The 15,723-nt window shown below is 66.4% G+C and carries 13 protein-coding genes; 10 read left to right on the top strand and 3 right to left on the bottom strand.

The window, feature by feature from the left end; genetic code table 11:
• The first annotated feature begins 154 nt into the window (after nucleotides 1-154).
• Together ggt and ACQR10_RS02975 are read left to right on the top strand one after the other, a co-directional pair.
• On the top strand, nucleotides 155-1,861 hold the full coding sequence (gene ggt, locus ACQR10_RS02980; RefSeq protein WP_434838820.1) for a gamma-glutamyltransferase: 1,707 nt from the start codon (nucleotides 155-157) through the stop codon (nucleotides 1,859-1,861).
• A gap of 168 nt (nucleotides 1,862-2,029) precedes the next feature.
• Nucleotides 2,030-3,436 carry a serine hydrolase domain-containing protein gene (locus ACQR10_RS02975; protein ID WP_434838819.1) on the top strand — a complete coding sequence of 469 codons (1,407 nt, stop codon included), beginning with the start codon at nucleotides 2,030-2,032 and terminating at the stop codon, nucleotides 3,434-3,436.
• Nucleotides 3,437-3,445: 9 nt separating this feature from the next.
• Here the strand turns inward: ACQR10_RS02975 and ACQR10_RS02970 are convergent, their stop codons facing one another.
• The gene (locus tag ACQR10_RS02970; protein WP_434838818.1) at nucleotides 3,446-4,111 is read right to left on the bottom strand and encodes a glutathione S-transferase family protein; all 666 of its coding nucleotides are present in this window, start codon (nucleotides 4,109-4,111) and stop codon (nucleotides 3,446-3,448) included.
• Nucleotides 4,112-4,274: 163 nt separating this feature from the next.
• Here ACQR10_RS02970 and ACQR10_RS02965 point away from each other — a divergent pair, with 163 nt between their 5' ends.
• From ACQR10_RS02965 to panE, 5 genes are all read left to right on the top strand, one after another.
• Nucleotides 4,275-4,847, top strand: a complete 573-nt coding sequence (locus ACQR10_RS02965) for a DUF2239 family protein (protein WP_434838817.1) — start codon at nucleotides 4,275-4,277, stop codon at nucleotides 4,845-4,847.
• Nucleotides 4,848-4,998: 151 nt separating this feature from the next.
• Complete coding sequence (locus ACQR10_RS02960; RefSeq protein ID WP_434911790.1) at nucleotides 4,999-6,312, top strand: MATE family efflux transporter; 1,314 nt, start codon at nucleotides 4,999-5,001, stop codon at nucleotides 6,310-6,312.
• A 103-nt stretch (nucleotides 6,313-6,415) separates the two neighbouring features.
• Nucleotides 6,416-7,024, top strand: coding sequence for a 2-hydroxychromene-2-carboxylate isomerase (locus ACQR10_RS02955; protein WP_315800765.1), 609 nt, complete (start codon nucleotides 6,416-6,418; stop codon nucleotides 7,022-7,024).
• Between the two features lie 112 nt (nucleotides 7,025-7,136).
• Nucleotides 7,137-7,874, top strand: a complete 738-nt coding sequence (locus ACQR10_RS02950; RefSeq protein WP_316180249.1) for an SDR family oxidoreductase — start codon at nucleotides 7,137-7,139, stop codon at nucleotides 7,872-7,874.
• A gap of 113 nt (nucleotides 7,875-7,987) precedes the next feature.
• Entirely contained in the window at nucleotides 7,988-8,911 is a 924-nt protein-coding gene (panE, locus tag ACQR10_RS02945; protein WP_316180247.1) for a 2-dehydropantoate 2-reductase, read from the top strand.
• 105 nt (nucleotides 8,912-9,016) lie between these two features.
• Here the strand turns inward: panE and ACQR10_RS02940 are convergent, their stop codons facing one another.
• Together ACQR10_RS02940 and ACQR10_RS02935 are read right to left on the bottom strand one after the other, a co-directional pair.
• Nucleotides 9,017-9,601, bottom strand: coding sequence for a c-type cytochrome (locus ACQR10_RS02940; protein ID WP_316180246.1), 585 nt, complete (start codon nucleotides 9,599-9,601; stop codon nucleotides 9,017-9,019).
• Between the two features lie 131 nt (nucleotides 9,602-9,732).
• A complete protein-coding gene (locus ACQR10_RS02935) occupies nucleotides 9,733-11,010 on the bottom strand; it encodes a PQQ-dependent sugar dehydrogenase (RefSeq protein WP_315800769.1) in 1,278 nt (425 codons plus the stop codon).
• A 401-nt stretch (nucleotides 11,011-11,411) separates the two neighbouring features.
• On the opposite strand from ACQR10_RS02935, the gene ACQR10_RS02930 reads away from it, so the two are divergent.
• The 3 genes from ACQR10_RS02930 to ACQR10_RS02920 all read left to right on the top strand — a co-directional run bounded on the left by ACQR10_RS02930 (nucleotide 11,412) and on the right by ACQR10_RS02920 (nucleotide 15,712).
• A complete protein-coding gene (locus tag ACQR10_RS02930) occupies nucleotides 11,412-12,758 on the top strand; it encodes an amidase (RefSeq protein WP_316215483.1) in 1,347 nt (448 codons plus the stop codon).
• 96 nt (nucleotides 12,759-12,854) lie between these two features.
• Nucleotides 12,855-14,159: a nicotinate phosphoribosyltransferase gene (gene pncB, locus ACQR10_RS02925; RefSeq protein WP_316215482.1), complete on the top strand. Its 1,305-nt coding sequence runs from the start codon at nucleotides 12,855-12,857 to the stop codon at nucleotides 14,157-14,159.
• Nucleotides 14,160-14,275: 116 nt separating this feature from the next.
• Nucleotides 14,276-15,712, top strand: coding sequence for a caspase family protein (locus tag ACQR10_RS02920; RefSeq protein WP_316215481.1), 1,437 nt, complete (start codon nucleotides 14,276-14,278; stop codon nucleotides 15,710-15,712).
• Nucleotides 15,713-15,723: the final 11 nt, after the last annotated feature.

Genomic DNA, 15,723 nt, shown 5'->3' with positions numbered 1-15,723 from the left:
AATCCCAGCGTCGCGTCTCGCGACGATCACGGCGTTGCGTTTTACGCCGGCGACCCGGCCCTATAACATCTGACGATCCCAGGCGGATGTCAGCAACGGCAGAATTGCGATGACCACGTTCACGATTGATCGACGACGGCTCCTTGCGGGTTTCATGCTGTTGCTGGCCGGCTGCCTGCCCGCACGGGCGCTGGATTCGCAAACCTTCGATATCCCGCAGCCACCCGGTATCACCGCGCCGGCGCAGCCGCCCGCCCACGGCATGGTGGTGGCACAGGAGAGGATCGCAGCCGAAGTCGGCCAGCGCATTCTCGCGCTCGGCGGCAACGCGGTCGATGCCGCCGTTGCCACCGGCTTTGCGATGGCCGTCACCTATCCGGTTGCCGGCAACATCGGCGGCGGCGGCTTCATGGTCATCCACATCGCCAAGTCCAACGAGGATATCGCGATCGACTATCGCGAGACCGGTCCCGCCGCGATCACGCGCGACATCTTCCTCGGCGCCGACGGCAAGCCCGACAACGCCAAGTCGCGCGATTCGGCGCTGTCGATCGGCGTCCCCGGATCGGTGGCGGGTCTCGCGTTGGCGCTGGAGAAATACGGCTCGGGCAAATTCACGCTGGCGCAGGTGCTGCAGCCGGCGATCGTGCTGGCACGCGACGGCATCCCCGTCGCCGACGACGTCGCCGTGACGCTGCCGATGATGGCGCCGCGGCTGGCGAAATGGAAATCGTCGGCCGCGATCTTCATGCGGCCCGATGGCACCGTGCTGAAGGACGGAGACCGGCTGATTCAGCGCGATCTGGCGGCGACGCTCACCGCCGTCGCCGAGCAGGGACCGCGCGGCTTCTATGAAGGCCCCGTTGCCGAGCGACTCGCCAAGGCGATCCAGGATGCCGGCGGCATCATGACGGCGGACGATCTCAAATCCTACCAGCCGGTGCTGCGCACGCCGGTGCGCGGCACCTATCGCGGCTATGATATCGTGTCGATGCCGCTGCCGTCGTCGGGCGGCACCGTGCTGGTCGAGATGCTGAACATCCTCGAGGGCTTTCCGCTCGCTGAGCTGAAGCAGGGCTCGCCCGAATCGCTGCATCTGCTGATCGAGGCGATGAAGCGCGCCTATGCCGACCGTGCGCGCTATCTCGGCGACCCCGCCTTCGTCGACGCGCCGGTGCGCGCGATGCTGTCGAAGGACTATGCCGCGCGCCAGCGCGCCGGCATCGATCCCGCGCACGCCACCAGCGCCGGCGACGTTCTCAACACCAAGCCGCTGCGGGAGGGCAGCAACACCACGCATTTTTCGGTGGTCGACAATGACGGCAATGCCGTCAGCAACACCTACACGCTGAACTTCCCCTATGGCGTCGGCCTCGTCGCCGAGGGCACCGGCGTGCTGCTCAACAACGAGCTCGACGATTTCACCGCCGCGCCCGGCGCCTCCAACGCCTTCGGCCTGGTCGGCTTCGAGGCCAACCTGCCGGGCCCCGGCAAGCGGCCGCTGTCGTCGATGTCGCCGACCATCGTGCTGAAGGATGGCAAGCCCGTGCTCGTCACCGGCTCGCCCGGCGGCAGCCGCATCATCTCGACCGCGCTGCAGGTGATCGTCAACGTGCTCGACTATCGGATGGACGTCCGCCAGGCCGTCACCGCGCCTCGCCTGCATCACCAATGGATGCCCGACGAGGTCCGGATCGAGAAGGGTTTTGCCGATGACGTGCTCGCCGGCCTGCGCGCCCGCGGCCACAAGATCGAGGAGCCGATGGGACGGACCTCGGCCAACTCCATTCTGGTGACGCCGGATGGATTTGTCGGCGCGCCCGATCCGCGCAGCAAGGGCGCCACCGCGGCCGGGCGCTGAGGTGCCCGGTTCCCGGCCGGGAGGAGGAGGTCGTGGCCCGGATGACGATTTGCCGCCGCCCGGCGGGGCCCTGCACCAGCTTCCCTCCGTTGGCGTGGTGACCGAGGCGCGTTAGAAGCATACCAGGGCGCAGCGAGGCTCGCCCGCGAGACGGCGTCGGACGTTCTGGTGCATTTGCGAAGATTCGTGGTCGGTCTGTTGGTGTTTGCGGCCCTGCTGGTGGCGGGGTGGCTCACCTATCGGCCTGACCGGGCGCTGCGCGTCGCGACCACCGTGGTCGCCGAGATGATCTGCGCCAAGACCTACGTCTCCGGCCTCGATCCGCAGACGGTGTTTGCGGAGACCATGGAACGGCCCGGTCTGCGCCGGTTGCGGGCCGTGATGCGCTACCGGGTGGAGCCCGACATGCGCATGGTGGAGGTGTCGCTGCTCGGCCTGCACGCCACCCGGGCCTCGTATCACGACGGTCTCGGTTGCGTGGCGCTTCAGGGTCAGAAGCCGCCTTACGTGCCCCACACCGACGTCGCTGCGCTGCGCGCCGCGGCGCCTGCTCCCGCCTTGCCCGACTTCGCCGAAGACGCTGCGGTGGAGCCCAGCGATCCCGCGCTGAAGGCGGCGCTCGATCACGCCTTCGAGGAGCCGGCCAGCCCGCCATTCCGCCGCACCAAGGCGATCGTCGTCGTCAAGGACGGTCGCCTGATCGCGGAACGCTATGCGCCGAACATCGGCGTCGATACCCCGCTCATGGGGTTCTCGATGACCAAGACGGTCACCAATGCGCTGCTGGGCATCCTCACCCGGCAGGGCAGACTGAGCCCGTCGATCCCGGCGCCGGTCGCGGAATGGCGCGAGCCAAGGGATCCGCGCCACGACATCACCGTCGAGCAGTTGATGCGCATGACATCAGGCCTGGCGCTGGACGAAACCAATTCCGGCTTCGATCCGTCGAGCCAGATGGACATCCACCGCGACATGGCGGCGTTCGCGGTGCATGCGCCGCTGATCGCGCCGCCGGGACAGCGCTGGGCCTATTCGAGCGCGAGCACCCAGATCCTGGCGCGCATCATCCGCGACGCCGCCGGCGGTCCCGAGCAGGCGATCGAATTCGCGTGGCGCGAGCTGTTCCATCCGCTCGGCATGCGCAGCCCGACGCTGCAGTTCGACGGCACCGGCACGCTGCAAGGTTACGGCAACATGCTGGCGAGCGCGCGGGACTGGGCGAAGCTGGGGCTGCTCTATCTCGGCGACGGCGTCGCCGGCGGCAAGCGCATCCTGCCCGAGGGCTGGGTGGCGATGTCGGCGACCGCGACGCTGGACACCGACTATGGCGCGGGATTGTGGACCAACCGCAGCCAGCACGTTCACGCGCAGGGACGGGCGCGCGCCGGCATTCCGGCGGATGCGTTCTTCGCCTTTGGCCTGCTCGGCCAGCGGCTCGTGATTATGCCGAGCCAGCGCATGGTGGTGGCCAGGCTCGGTGATTCCATCGACCCCGACGGCGACATCAAGGGCGTCGCGCGCCTGGTGCGCGAGGTGATCGCGGCGACGGAAGCCACCGCCGCGCAGTCGAAATAGACGCCGGCTTCAGCGGCCGACCTCGTAGGGCCCGCCCTTCTCCAGCGCGATCTTGTAGGCCGGCCGTGCCTCGATGCGGGCGAGGAAATCCATCGCCCGCGGATGGCCCTGCTCCAGACCGCCGCGCGATGCCGCCGCCTGCAGCGGGAAGCTCATCTGGATGTCGGCCGCGGTGAACGAATCGCCCGCAAACCACTCGCTCTTCTGCAGCTCGCTTTCCCAGAACGCCATGTGCTGCTTCAATTGCGGATTGACCAGCGTGCTCAACGCCTGGTTCGACACCTTGCGCACGATCGGACGCAGCAGCGCCGGCGCGCGCTTCGGCATGATGTTGAACAGCAGCTTCAGCAGCAGCAGCGGCATCGCCGAGCCCTCTGCATAGTGCAACCAGTACGAATAGCGCAGCCGCTCCGGCGTCTTCGACGGCGGGATCAGGCGGCCATCGCCATAGGTCTCGATCAGATATTCGACGATCGCGCCGGACTCCGCGACCGTGTTGCCGTTGTCGGTGATCACGGGCGACTTGCCGAGCGGATGAATGGCGCGCAGCTCCTTGGGCGCGCGCATGTCGGGCTGGCGCTCGTAGCGGATGATCTCATAGGGGACGCCGAGCTCCTCGAGCAGCCAGAGCACGCGTTGCGAGCGGGAATTGTTGAGGTGGTGAACGGTGAGCATGGGGTTCCCAGGGACGGATCGAGTGGCGGGCGGCGTTCCGTAGCAGGACGGCACGGGTTCGGCGAGGCGTCCTCGGCACTGGAGGAGAGTCACAATAATTATCCGGGTAATATTGACTTTAATTTCGCCCGGGTCTTATTAAGCGCATCAACGGGACCAAGCCATGGACACTTTCACCGCATTTGCCGGCCAGACCCGGATCGCCGCCGGGCCCCTGCCCAAGGTGGCGCTGGTGCTGAAACACGCCGCGCCGAACATCGAGCCGATCGTGATCTTCAACGACCGCACCGGGCAGCCGATCGACATCGATCTGCGCGGCAGCGACCGGGATATCCTGGCCCGCCTGCCGGTCGACGCCGGCGTGGTCGCAGACCAGCCGCCGACCGGGCCGCGCGGCCGCGGCCGGCCAAAGCTCGGGGTCGTGGCCCGCGAGGTCACGTTGCTGCCGCAGCACTGGGAATGGCTCAATGCGCAGCCGGGCGGCGCCTCGGTCGCCCTGCGCAAGCTGGTCCACGAAGCCCGCCGCGCCAACGGCGACAGCGACCGCGCCCGCGAGGCGCGCGACGCGGCCTATCATTTCATGTCGGGGATCGGCAGCAACCTGCCACAGTTCGAGGAGGCGTCCCGCGCGCTGTTCGCCGGCGATCTCGCCCGCTTCGCCGGCTTGATCGCGGACTGGCCGCCCGACATCCGCGACCATGCAGTGGCGCTCGCGCATCGCCACAGGGCCGAGTGAGATCGGCTGATTTCGACAGTCAACGAGAGCGGCCGCTCGCGGCGGCTCTCGCTTCCATTCCTCGCAACACGGCCGTGCCTCGAACGAAGGGCGGTCGACGGAGAACCACGCCGTGTCGCCGCCAACCGCCTCGCTGCGCAAGCCGTTCCTGATGTTCGTCGTCCCGATGATGCTGAGCAATATCCTGCAATCGCTGTTCGGCACCATCAACAATGTCTATCTCGGCCAGATGATCGGCGTCGATGCGCTCGCCGCGGTCTCGGTGTTCTTCCCGGCGATGTTCTTCTTCGTCTCCTTCGTCATGGGCCTCGGCTCGGGCGCCGGCGTTCTGATCGGACAGGCCTGGGGTGCCGGCGAGCCCGCGAAGGTGAAGCAGATCGCCGGCACGACGCTGAGCATCGCGCTGCTGCTTGGCGGCCTGATCGCGGTGCTGGGTGGCGTCTTCAGCCGCGAACTGCTCACCGCCCTCGCCACGCCCGCCAACATCCTGGATGCGGCCGCGGGCTATGCCCGCATCATGATGATCACAATGCCGCTGACCTTCGCCTACATCCTGCTGTCCTCGCAGATGCGCGGCGTCGGCGACACCGTGACGCCGCTGGCCTCGCTCGCCGCGTCGACCACGCTCGGGCTGGTGCTGACGCCGGTGTTCATCCGCGGCTGGCTCGGCGCGCCCGTTCTCGGCGTCGCCAGTGCGGCCTGGGCCTCGGCAATCTCGACGCTGACGACGCTGGCCTGGCTCCATGTCCATCTGCGCCGGCGCAAGCACCCGTTGGCGATCGATACGGCACTCCTGCGGGGCATGCTGCCGGACGCGAAACTGCTGCGGGCGGTGCTGCGGCTCGGCATCCCCGCCGCGATCGGCATGATCGTGATGTCCCTGGCGGAGATGGTGCTGATCGGCCTAGTCAACGGCTTCGGCTCGGACGCGACGGCGGCCTATGGCGCGGTCAACCAGGTGCTCGGCTATGTGCAGTTTCCGGCGCTGTCGATCGCGATCTCGGTCTCGATCTTCGGCGCCCAGGCGATCGGCCGCGGCCAGGCCAAGCAGATCGGCGACATCGTGCGGACCGGCATCGAGATGAATGTCGTGCTGACCGGCGGCCTCGTCGCGATCGGCTATCTGTTCTCACGGGTGCTGATGGGCTTCTTCATCACCGACCCAGCCGTCATCGAGGTGGCGCAGCATTCGCTGCACATCGTGCTGTGGAGCTCGGTGCTGTTCGGCATATCCATCACGTTCTCGTCGGCGATGCGCGCGTCCGGAACGGTGTGGATGCCGCTGGCGATCTCGGCGTTTGCGATCGCCGCGATCGAGGTGCCGGCTGCCACCTGGCTTAGCCGCAGCATCGGACTCGACGGCGTCTGGCTCGCCTATCCCATTACATTCGCCGCGATGATGCTGCTGCAGATGAGCTATTATCTCGTGGTCTGGCGCAAGCGGACGGTGCACAGGATGATCTGATGCACTCCGATGCCTCCCGGCCGCTGGAATATGATGACCGTCATAAAACCCTGGACGGGGCTGCTGCGCTGGACCACAATGTGAAAAACCGAGGAGACCGCCCATGAGCCGTCCAGCGCCAGAATTCATGTTCGACTTCGGCAGTCCCAACGCCTATCTGAGCCACGAGGCGATCCCGGCGATCGTGCAGCGGATCGGCGTCCAGTTCTACTATGTCCCGGTGCTGCTCGGCGGCATCTTCAAGGCGACCAACAACAAGTCGCCCGCCGAGTCGCTCGCCGGCGTCAGGAACAAGCGTGAGTTCCACGAGGTCGAGACGCAGCGTTTCCTCAAGCGCTACCACGTGCAGCCCTGGGTCTGGAATCCATACTTCCCGGTGAATACGCTGAACCTGATGCGCGCGGCCATCGCCGCCCAGCTCGAAGGCGTGTTCGAGGCCTATGTCGACGCGGCGTTCCACCACATGTGGCGCGAGCCGAAGAAGATGGACGATCCCGAGATCGCGATTGCTGCGATCACATCCTCCGGGCTCGACGGGGCCAAGCTGTTCGCGCGCGCCCAGGAGCCCGAGGTCAAGGCGAAGCTCGTGGAGAACACGCAAGCCGCCGTCGAGCGCGGCGCATTCGGTTCGCCCACCTTCTTCGTCGGCAACGAGATGTTCTTCGGCAAGGAGCAGTTGCGCGACGTCGAGGAATATATCCTGGGCAAGTGATCGCCATCATCGCGAGCCGACGGGTCCGCGCGAAGCACGGCCCGACGGGCTCGCCATAGGCGAGACCCGGGGCTCCTCGCAATGACGCTGAAGTGAGATCGGGAGACAAAGCATGCAACAGCGCAACGCCACCGTCGCGGTCGTCGGGGCCGGCGACTACATCGGCGCCGAGATCGTCAAGAAGTTCGCGTCGGAAGGCTTCACGGTGTTCGCCGGCCGCCGCAATGGCGACAAGCTCGCGCCGCTGGTCGCAGAGGTCGAGGCCGCCGGCGGGCGGATCGTGGCGCGCTCGCTCGATGCCCGCAAGGAGGACGAGACCACCGCCTTCCTCAACGACGCCGACAGGCATGCGCCGCTCGAGGTCGTGATCTTCAACGTCGGCGCCAACGTGAACTTCCCGATCCTCGAGACGACGGACCGGGTGTTCCGCAAGGTCTGGGAGATGGCGTGCTGGGCCGGCTTCGTCACCGGGCGCGAGGCCGCCCGGCTGATGCTGCCCCGCGGCGGCGGCAAGATCTTCTTCACCGGCGCGACCGCGTCGCTGCGCGGCGGCTCCGGCTATGCCGCCTTCGCTTCGGCCAAGTTCGGACTGCGCGCCGTGGCGCAGGCGATGGCGCGCGAACTGATGCCGCAGAACATCCATGTCGCCCATCTCATCATCGATTCCGGCGTCGATACCGCCTGGGTCCGCGAGCGCCGCGCCCAGCTCTGGGGTCAGGAGGCGCTGGACAATCCGGACCTGCTGATGCCGCCGGCGTCGGTCGCCGGTGCCTATTGGCAGCTCTACCAGCAGCCGAAGAGCGCCTGGACCTTCGAAATGGAGATCCGGCCGTTCGGCGAGAAATGGTAGAGGCGAATGGCGAATAGGGAGTAGCGAATAGGAATGGAGCCTATTCCCATTCGCTGCTCGCCATTCGTCGCTCGCTTCTGCATGATGCGGCCCGCTCACAGAGGGATCCACCCATGCGTATTCTCGTCGTCGGCGCCGGTGCCATCGGCGGCTATTTCGGCGGCCGGCTGCTGCAGTCCGGTGCCGATGTCACCTTCCTGGTCCGCCCGCGCCGCGCGGCTGAGCTCGCCAGTGCCGGCCTCGTGATCCGCAGTCCGACCGGTGACGTCACCTTGCCCAATCCGAAGACGGTGCAGGCGGACGGTTTGAAGCAGCACTTCGACGTCGTACTGCTGAGCTGCAAGGCGTTTGATCTCGACGACGCGATCGACTCGTTTGCACCCGCGGTGGGACCTGACACCGCGATCATTCCGATGCTGAACGGCATGAGGCACCTCGACGTGCTCGACGCCAGGTTCGGTCGCGCGCGCGTGCTCGGCGGGCTCTGCGCCATCGCCGCGACCTTGAACGAGAGCCGCGAGGTGGTGCAGCTGCAGCCGATGCAGTCGCTGAGCTTCGGCGAACGCGACGGCGGATCATCAGAGCGCGTCCGCGCGATCTTCGAGATTTTCCAGCGCGGCAATTTCAATGCGTCGGCCAGCGAGAACATCATGCAGGACATGTGGGAGAAGTGGGTTTTCCTGTCCTCGCTCGCGGCGTCGACCACCTTGATGCGCGGGCCGGTCGGCGTGATCCTGACCGCGCCGGGCGGCAAGGATTTCCTGCTCGGCATGCTCGATGAATGCAGCGCCACCGCTGCGGCTGCAGGCTACCCTCCGGCCGGCGCCTTCTTCCAGCGCGTTTCCGGCATGCTCACGGCGGAGGGTTCCCCCATGACCGCCTCGATGTTCCGCGATCTGCGCGCCGGTCTGCCGGTCGAGGCCGATCACGTCATCGGCGATCTCGTCGCCCGCGCCGATGCCGCCAAGGTCCCGGTGCCGCGGCTGCGCATCGCCTATACCCAGCTCAAGGTTTACGAGGCACAGCGGGGGAAGTAGCCTCGATGAGGCGGCAACGATGAGCGAAGTCCCTCGATAGATTCCGCGGTATGGGTCCCGGACCGTCGTCCGGGACGACGGCCTTTGTCTTGGCAACCATCCCGACTACAAATGCGCCAGATAATGCGCCAGCGCCGTGATCTCCTCGTCGCTCAGCGGATAGGCAACATCCGTCATCGCGGCCTGGCTGCCGCCGACACGTTGTCCGCTCTTGTAGTCGTGCAGCGCCTTGACGAGATATTCCTCGCGCTGGCCGGCGAGCCGCGCCACGCCCTTGGTGCCGGCATAGCTGTCGAGATGGCATGAGGCACAGCGGCGACCGGCGGCGGCTTCGGCGCCCTTCTTCGACAGCTCCGGATTATCGTCGGGCGGTGACTTCGCCGGCTGCAGCGAAGCGAAATAGGCGCCGAGGTTGCGGATGTCCTCGTTGTTCAGCTGATCGATGATCGGCTTCATCGCCTCGTTCTTGCGGGTGCCGGCCCGGAAGAACACCAGCTGCCACTGGATGAACTGGTCCTGCTGGCCGGCTAGCGAAGGAATGTTCTCGGTCTGCGAGATGCCGTTCTCGCCATGGCAGCCGACGCAGAGCTCGGCCTTTGCCTTGCCGGCTTCGACATCAGCCGCCTGCGCGGAGGGGCTCATCAACACCAGCGCCAGCACGCATGCCGCAGCGGCAACTCCATGACGCATGTCAAATCCTCCGAATGCCCGGCTTCGCCTGCGCGGCCGGGATCGCCACGCTCAGATCAACGCGCAGCCCCGAAAATAGTTGGGGCTGCGGCCGCCATAAGGCAGCGCGCAGCCCCGCTTTCACGACGAGATCACTTCTTCTCGTAGCTGATGCGATAGATCGCGCCGGCCCAGTCGTCCGCCACCAAGATCGAACCGTCCTTGGCGAGGATGATGTCGTCGGGACGGCCGAGGTAGCCCTGGTCGCCCTCGATGAAGCCGGAAGCGAACACCTCTTGCTTGGCGTCCTTGCCGTCGGGACCGACGATGACGCGCATGATCCGGGCGCCCTGGTACTTGTGCCGGTTCCAGGAGCCGTGCTCGGCGATCAGGATGTTGTTCTTGTACTCCGCCGGGAACTGGTCGCCGGTATAGAACTTCATGCCCAGGGGCGCGACGTGAGCCCCGAGGTTCAGCACCGGAGGCGTGAACTCCGAGCATTTGTGGCCCATCGCGAACTTCGGATCCGGCAGGTCGCCCTGGTGGCAATAGGGATAGCCGAAATGCTCGCCGAGCTTCGAGATCATGTTGAGTTTGTCGCTCGGCAGATCGTCACTGACCCAGTCGCGCGCATTCTCCGTGAACCAGTATTTGCCGGTGCGCGGATCGACGTCGCCGCCGACGCTGTTGCGCACGCCGAGCGCATAGATCTCGGCATTGCCGGTGCGCGGATCGACGCGGCGGATCTGCGACACCGATGTCGGCGGAATGCCGATGTTGAAGGGCGGTCCGAAGGGAATATAGAACCAGCCGTCCTTGTCGACCGCGATGTATTTCCAGCCATGCGCCGCATAGGACGGCATGTCGTCATAGACGACCTTGCCCTGGCCGAGATTGTCGAGATTGGCCTCGGCATTCTCATATTTGATCAGCTTGTCGACGGCGATGACGTACAGATTGCCGTCCTGGAAGGCGAGGCCGGTCGGCATGTTCAGGCCCTTGAGGACCGTCTTGACCTCGCGCTTGCCGCCCTTGTCGCTGATCGCATAGACGTTGCCGAGCCCGAACGAGCCGACGAACAGCGTGCCCTTGTCGCCCCAGGCCATCTGCCGCGCGGCAAGCACGCCCGAGGCCCAGACTTCCATCTTGAAGCCGTCGGGCAGCTTCACCTGCTTGACGATCTTGGCGAGCTCGGCATCGGAGGCGCCGGTCGGCGGGCCCGATGGCGGCGCCAACCCCTTCTGCGCCTCGGTCTCGTCGCCGAGGAACCAGTCGTCCGGCGGATGCGTCCAGAATTCCTTGGTGCCCGATTCGTACTTCTTGAGCGGCTTACCCGCGTCGGATTTCTGCTGCGCGCCGGCAATGCTGGTGCCGGCGAGAAGACCGATTGTTGCAAGCGCAAGAATGCTTCGGTGGAAAGCCGATGTCATCGCTTCACTCCCATGAGGCAGCTCGTCTGGCTGCGTCTACTTTTCGGAACGTATCTGAGGACGTCCTTTGGCCGGCCACGTCGAGTGGTCCTGCGCGAAAATGGTAGCACATCCTGAGCGGGTGAGAAGCGGATTGCGGCGAAGTTTGCGCGGCACTCACGAGCCGCCTCTGCACTCAAAGCATGCCAAATGCGCGCTTGATGTGCGCGCTCTTGCAACCCATCGATCGCTTTTGCGCTGACGGCAAGAACGGCCATGCGCTGTATTCATACGCACTGATCGCAGGCGCGACTGGCGGCCGCATCGCCAGTCGCTACTCTGCGGCAGCACGAGCGGGCGCGGGCCGTGCGAGAACCTCCAAGACTCGTGCCGAACAAAACTCGTGCCAAACAGGATGCCCGATGTCGCGACAGTCCGAACTTCAGACGCCGAAGGCCGGTGCAGGTGTTCTCGAGCTGCTGCGCCGGTTCGCCGCCGACCCGGCCGCGGCGGCGGGCTATGGTGAAGAATGTCTGACGAGGACACGAGCGATCGAGCCGCAGTTGAAGGCGTTCGAATATCTGCCGCGCGACGTCACGGCGAAGGCCGGACCGCTGGGCGGAATTCCCGTCGCCATCAAGGACATCATCGCCACCTCGGACATGCCGACCACCAACGGCTCGCAGATCTATCGCGATCACGTCCCGGAGGCGGACGCCTGGGTGGTCGAGCGGCTGCGCAATCTCGGCGCGACGATCTTCGGCAAGACGGTCTCGACCGAGTTCGCGTGGCGTCATCCAGGCCCGACCGTCAACCCATGGAACCCCGAGCACACGCCGGGCGGCTCATCGTCCGGATCAGCCGCGGCGGTTGCGGCCGGCCTGGTGCCGCTGGCGCTGGGCACGCAGACGCTCGGCTCGGTGATCCGGCCGGCGGCGTTCAACGGCGTCGTCGGCTTCAAGCCGAGCTTCGGCGCGATTCCCCGCGTCGGCGTGCATCCGCTCAGCCCGTCGCTCGACCATGTCGGCTTTTTCGCCCGCCGCGTCGACGACGTCGCCTTCGCCCTCTCGCTGCTGGCCGGCAGCAGCGCCGACGATCGCCACGGCCGGCCGCTGCCGGGCTTCACGGTGGATGTTGCGCAGGGCGTCGCGCCGCTCTCCAGGCCGCGGCTCGCGGTGGTACGCTTCGCCAAATGGGAGCGCGCGGAGGCGGACCAGAAGGCGGTGTTCGAGTCGGTCGTCGACACGTTGCGCAGCGCCGGCGCGGCGATCACCGAGATCGAACTGAGAGAGCTCGATACGGCAAACGGGAAGGCGGTCACCACCATCATGCTCAGCGAGGCGACCACGATCTTCTCCGACCTGATCGCGCGCTATCCGGATCGCGTCAGCGCAGTCATGAAGGACCATGTCGAGAGCGGCCGCAGCAAGACCGCCATGGAATATCTCGCCGCCAAGGCGGCCCAGGCCCACCGGCAGAGGGCGCTCGCAACCGAGCTCGACGGGTTCGATGCGGTGCTCACCTTGCCGGCCTTCGGCGAAGCGCCGCGCGGCCTGGATTGGACCGGCGATGCCGAATATTGCGCGCCCTGGACCTTCGTCGGAGCGCCTGCAATCTCCCTGCCGGCGGGGTTCGGCCATGACGGCCTTCCACTCGGCGTGCAGATCACCGGCCCCTATCGCAACGACCTCCACGTGCTCCGCGTCGCGAAATGGGCCGAAGCTGCGCTGGCGTTCGATCCCGGCGTACCGCTGCTGGCGCGCGAATAGCCCTCAAAAAGTGCGAGCGAGGATGCCGCCGCGCCACAAGGTTCACCTGCGACAAGCCCAGTGGCGGGTTTGCGGCCGGCGCTGTAGAACGATCACATGACAGTCACAGACATCGCGAGCAGAACCTATAATCACGGTTGGCGCCTCGATCCGATCGTGCGCAGCCTGCTCGATACCGATTTTTACAAGCTGTTGATGCTGCAGATGATTCGGGAATTCTACCCGAATCAGCAGGTGACGTTCTCGGTCATCAACCGGACGAAGCGCGTGCGGCTCGGCGACGTCATCGACGAAGGCGAGTTGCGCGCCCAGCTCGATCACGCCCGCACCATCCGCTTCTCCAAGAAGGAGCTGATCTGGCTGGCCGGCAACACGTTCTACGGCAAGACCCACATGTTCTCGCCGGACTTCATCGCCTGGCTCGCCAATTTCCGCCTGCCCGAATACGAGCTGCGCAAGTCCGAGGGCCAGTACGAGCTGCATTTCCACGGGCCATGGACGCACACCACGATGTGGGAGATCCCGGCGCTCGCCATCGTCAACGAGCTGCGCTCGCGCCAGGCGATGAAGGGCCAGGGCCGGTTCGCGCTCGACGTACTGTTCGCTCGCGCCAAGGCCAAGCTGTGGGCCAAGGTGGAGCGGCTGCGCAAGCTGGACGGCCTGCGGCTGTCGGATTTCGGCACCCGCCGCCGTCACGGCTTCCTGTGGCAGCGCTGGTGCGTCGAGGCCGTGAAGGAAGGTCTCGGCTCGTCGTTCACCGGCACTTCCAACGTGCTGCTGGCGATGGACAATGATCTCGAAGCCATCGGCACCAACGCGCATGAGCTGCCGATGGTCGCGGCGGCGCTTGCCAAGGACGATGACGAGCTTCGCTTCGCGCCCTATCGCATTCTCGACCAGTGGCGGCAGACCTATGCCGGCAACCTCCTGATCGCGCTGCCCGACGCATTCGGCACCAAGGCCTTCCTGCGCGACGCACCCGATTGGGTCGCCGACTGGACCGGCTTCCGGCCCGACAGCGCGCCGCCGATCCAGGCCGGCGAGGAGATCGTCGCCTGGTGGAAATCGAAGGGACGCGATCCCAAGCAGAAGCTCCTGGTGTTCTCCGACGCGATGGACGTCGAATCCATCGAGCAGATCCATCATCGCTTCTCCGACCAGGTGCGGCTGTCGTTCGGCTGGGGCACCAACCTGACCAACGATTTCGTCGGCTGCTCGCCGGACGGCTCGGTCGACCTCGATCCGATCTCGCTGGTCTGCAAGGTGACGTCGGCGGACGGCCATCCCGCCGTGAAGCTGTCCGACAACCCGGAGAAGGCGACCGGCGACCCCACCGAGATCGCGCGTTACCTGCGGGTGTTCGGCGACGCCGGGCGAGTGCGCACGCCGGTGGTCGTCTAGGCGGCCAACACCCGGCGGCAATTTTCTCTTTTCTGCCACGATTCTTGTTCCGGTTTTGTTCGACTTGCGGTATTACCACCGCGAGCGTTCGGATCGGATGGCAGGAGATCGTTGGCATGCGTCGGGTGATCGGCCGAGTTGGACCGCTGCTGTCTGCAATCATCCTATGGGTCGGCGTGATCCTGATCACCACGGGGCCCGCTGCCGCCGACAAGCGGGTGGCGTTGGTGATCGGCAACTCCATCCACGAGCGCGCGCCGCTGCTGGACGAGCCGGCGGCGGACGCCCGGCTGATCGCCGACAGCCTGTCGCGGCTGGGCTTCACCCTGAGCGGTGGTGCTGCGCAGATCGACCTCGACCGACGCGGCTTCGATCGCGCGCTGGCCGAGTTCAAGGGCCGGATCGCCGACGCCGACGTCGCGCTGGTCTATTACGCCGGCTATGGACTCAACCTGGGCGGCGCCGATTATCTCGTCCCGGTCGACGCGACGCCGGCGACGCCCGCGGACCTGACCACCGAGCTGCGCGACCTGACTGGCATTCTGCGCGAGCTGAGCGGATCGAGCTCCCGGCAAAACGTGATCATTCTCGACGCCTTCCGCTCCAATCCGTTCGCCGGGCGCGGCATCGCCGGTCTTGCCGCCGGCCTCGTCCCGGTCGACGTTTCCGCACAGACCGTGATCTCCTTTGCCGCACAGGCCGGGACGGCGGGACAGCGCGGTCCGGACGGTCACGGCGTGTTCGCCGCCGCCCTTGCAGAAGCGCTCCAGCAGCCTGGCCAACGCCTGATCGAGACCTTCAACCAGACCAACGCGGCGGTGGAGCGCGCCACCGGCGGAGCGCAGCGCCCGCTCGTGATGTTCACGTCGATCGACGGCAGCGCCCAACTGAGCGCCGCTGCGGCGAAGCCGGCGCAGCCCGCTGGCCTGGGCGCCGGACATAGCAGCGCTCCCCTGCCCAGCCCGACCGCATCCTCCGACGCGCCGGACGCGCGGACGCCCGGACTCGCGGTGCTGTATGACGAGGATCTCTCCAACCCCAACGGCAAGCGGTATTCCGGCTCGGTGACCTGGCGGACCGAGACGGTCACGAATGCACAATCAGGGCGGCCCACGCCGGTGATCCGTGGCGAGATCGACATTCCCGAGCGCAAGCTGAAGGTCAGCCTGCAGCTGCGCCGCAACGACGATCCCAGCCTGCCGGCCAGCCATGTCGCCGAGCTCACCTTCAGGCCCGCCGCCGATTTCGTCGGTGGCGGCGTCAGCAACGTGCCGGGAATGCTGATGAAGACGGATGAGAAGTCGCGCGGGACGCCGCTCGCCGGGCTCTCCGTCAAGATCACCGAAGGCTCGTTCCTGGTCGGCTTGTCCAACGTCGAGGCCGATCGCGCACGCAATGAGGAGCTTCTCGCGCGGCGCGAATGGTTCGACATCCCGGTCGTCTATGCGAACCAGCGCCGGGGCATCCTCGCAATCGGCAAAGGTCCAAGTGGGGATCGGATATTTGCCGACGCACTCGCGGCCTGGGACAAATCCCCGGCGACGAAACGATGAGGCATAAAGCG

The organism is Bradyrhizobium sp. HKCCYLRH2060, from assembly GCF_051168135.1.
GTDB lineage: Bacteria > Pseudomonadota > Alphaproteobacteria > Rhizobiales > Xanthobacteraceae > Bradyrhizobium.
Note: the sequence above shows the minus strand (reverse complement) of the source record. Positions and strands in the feature narration are given on the sequence as shown.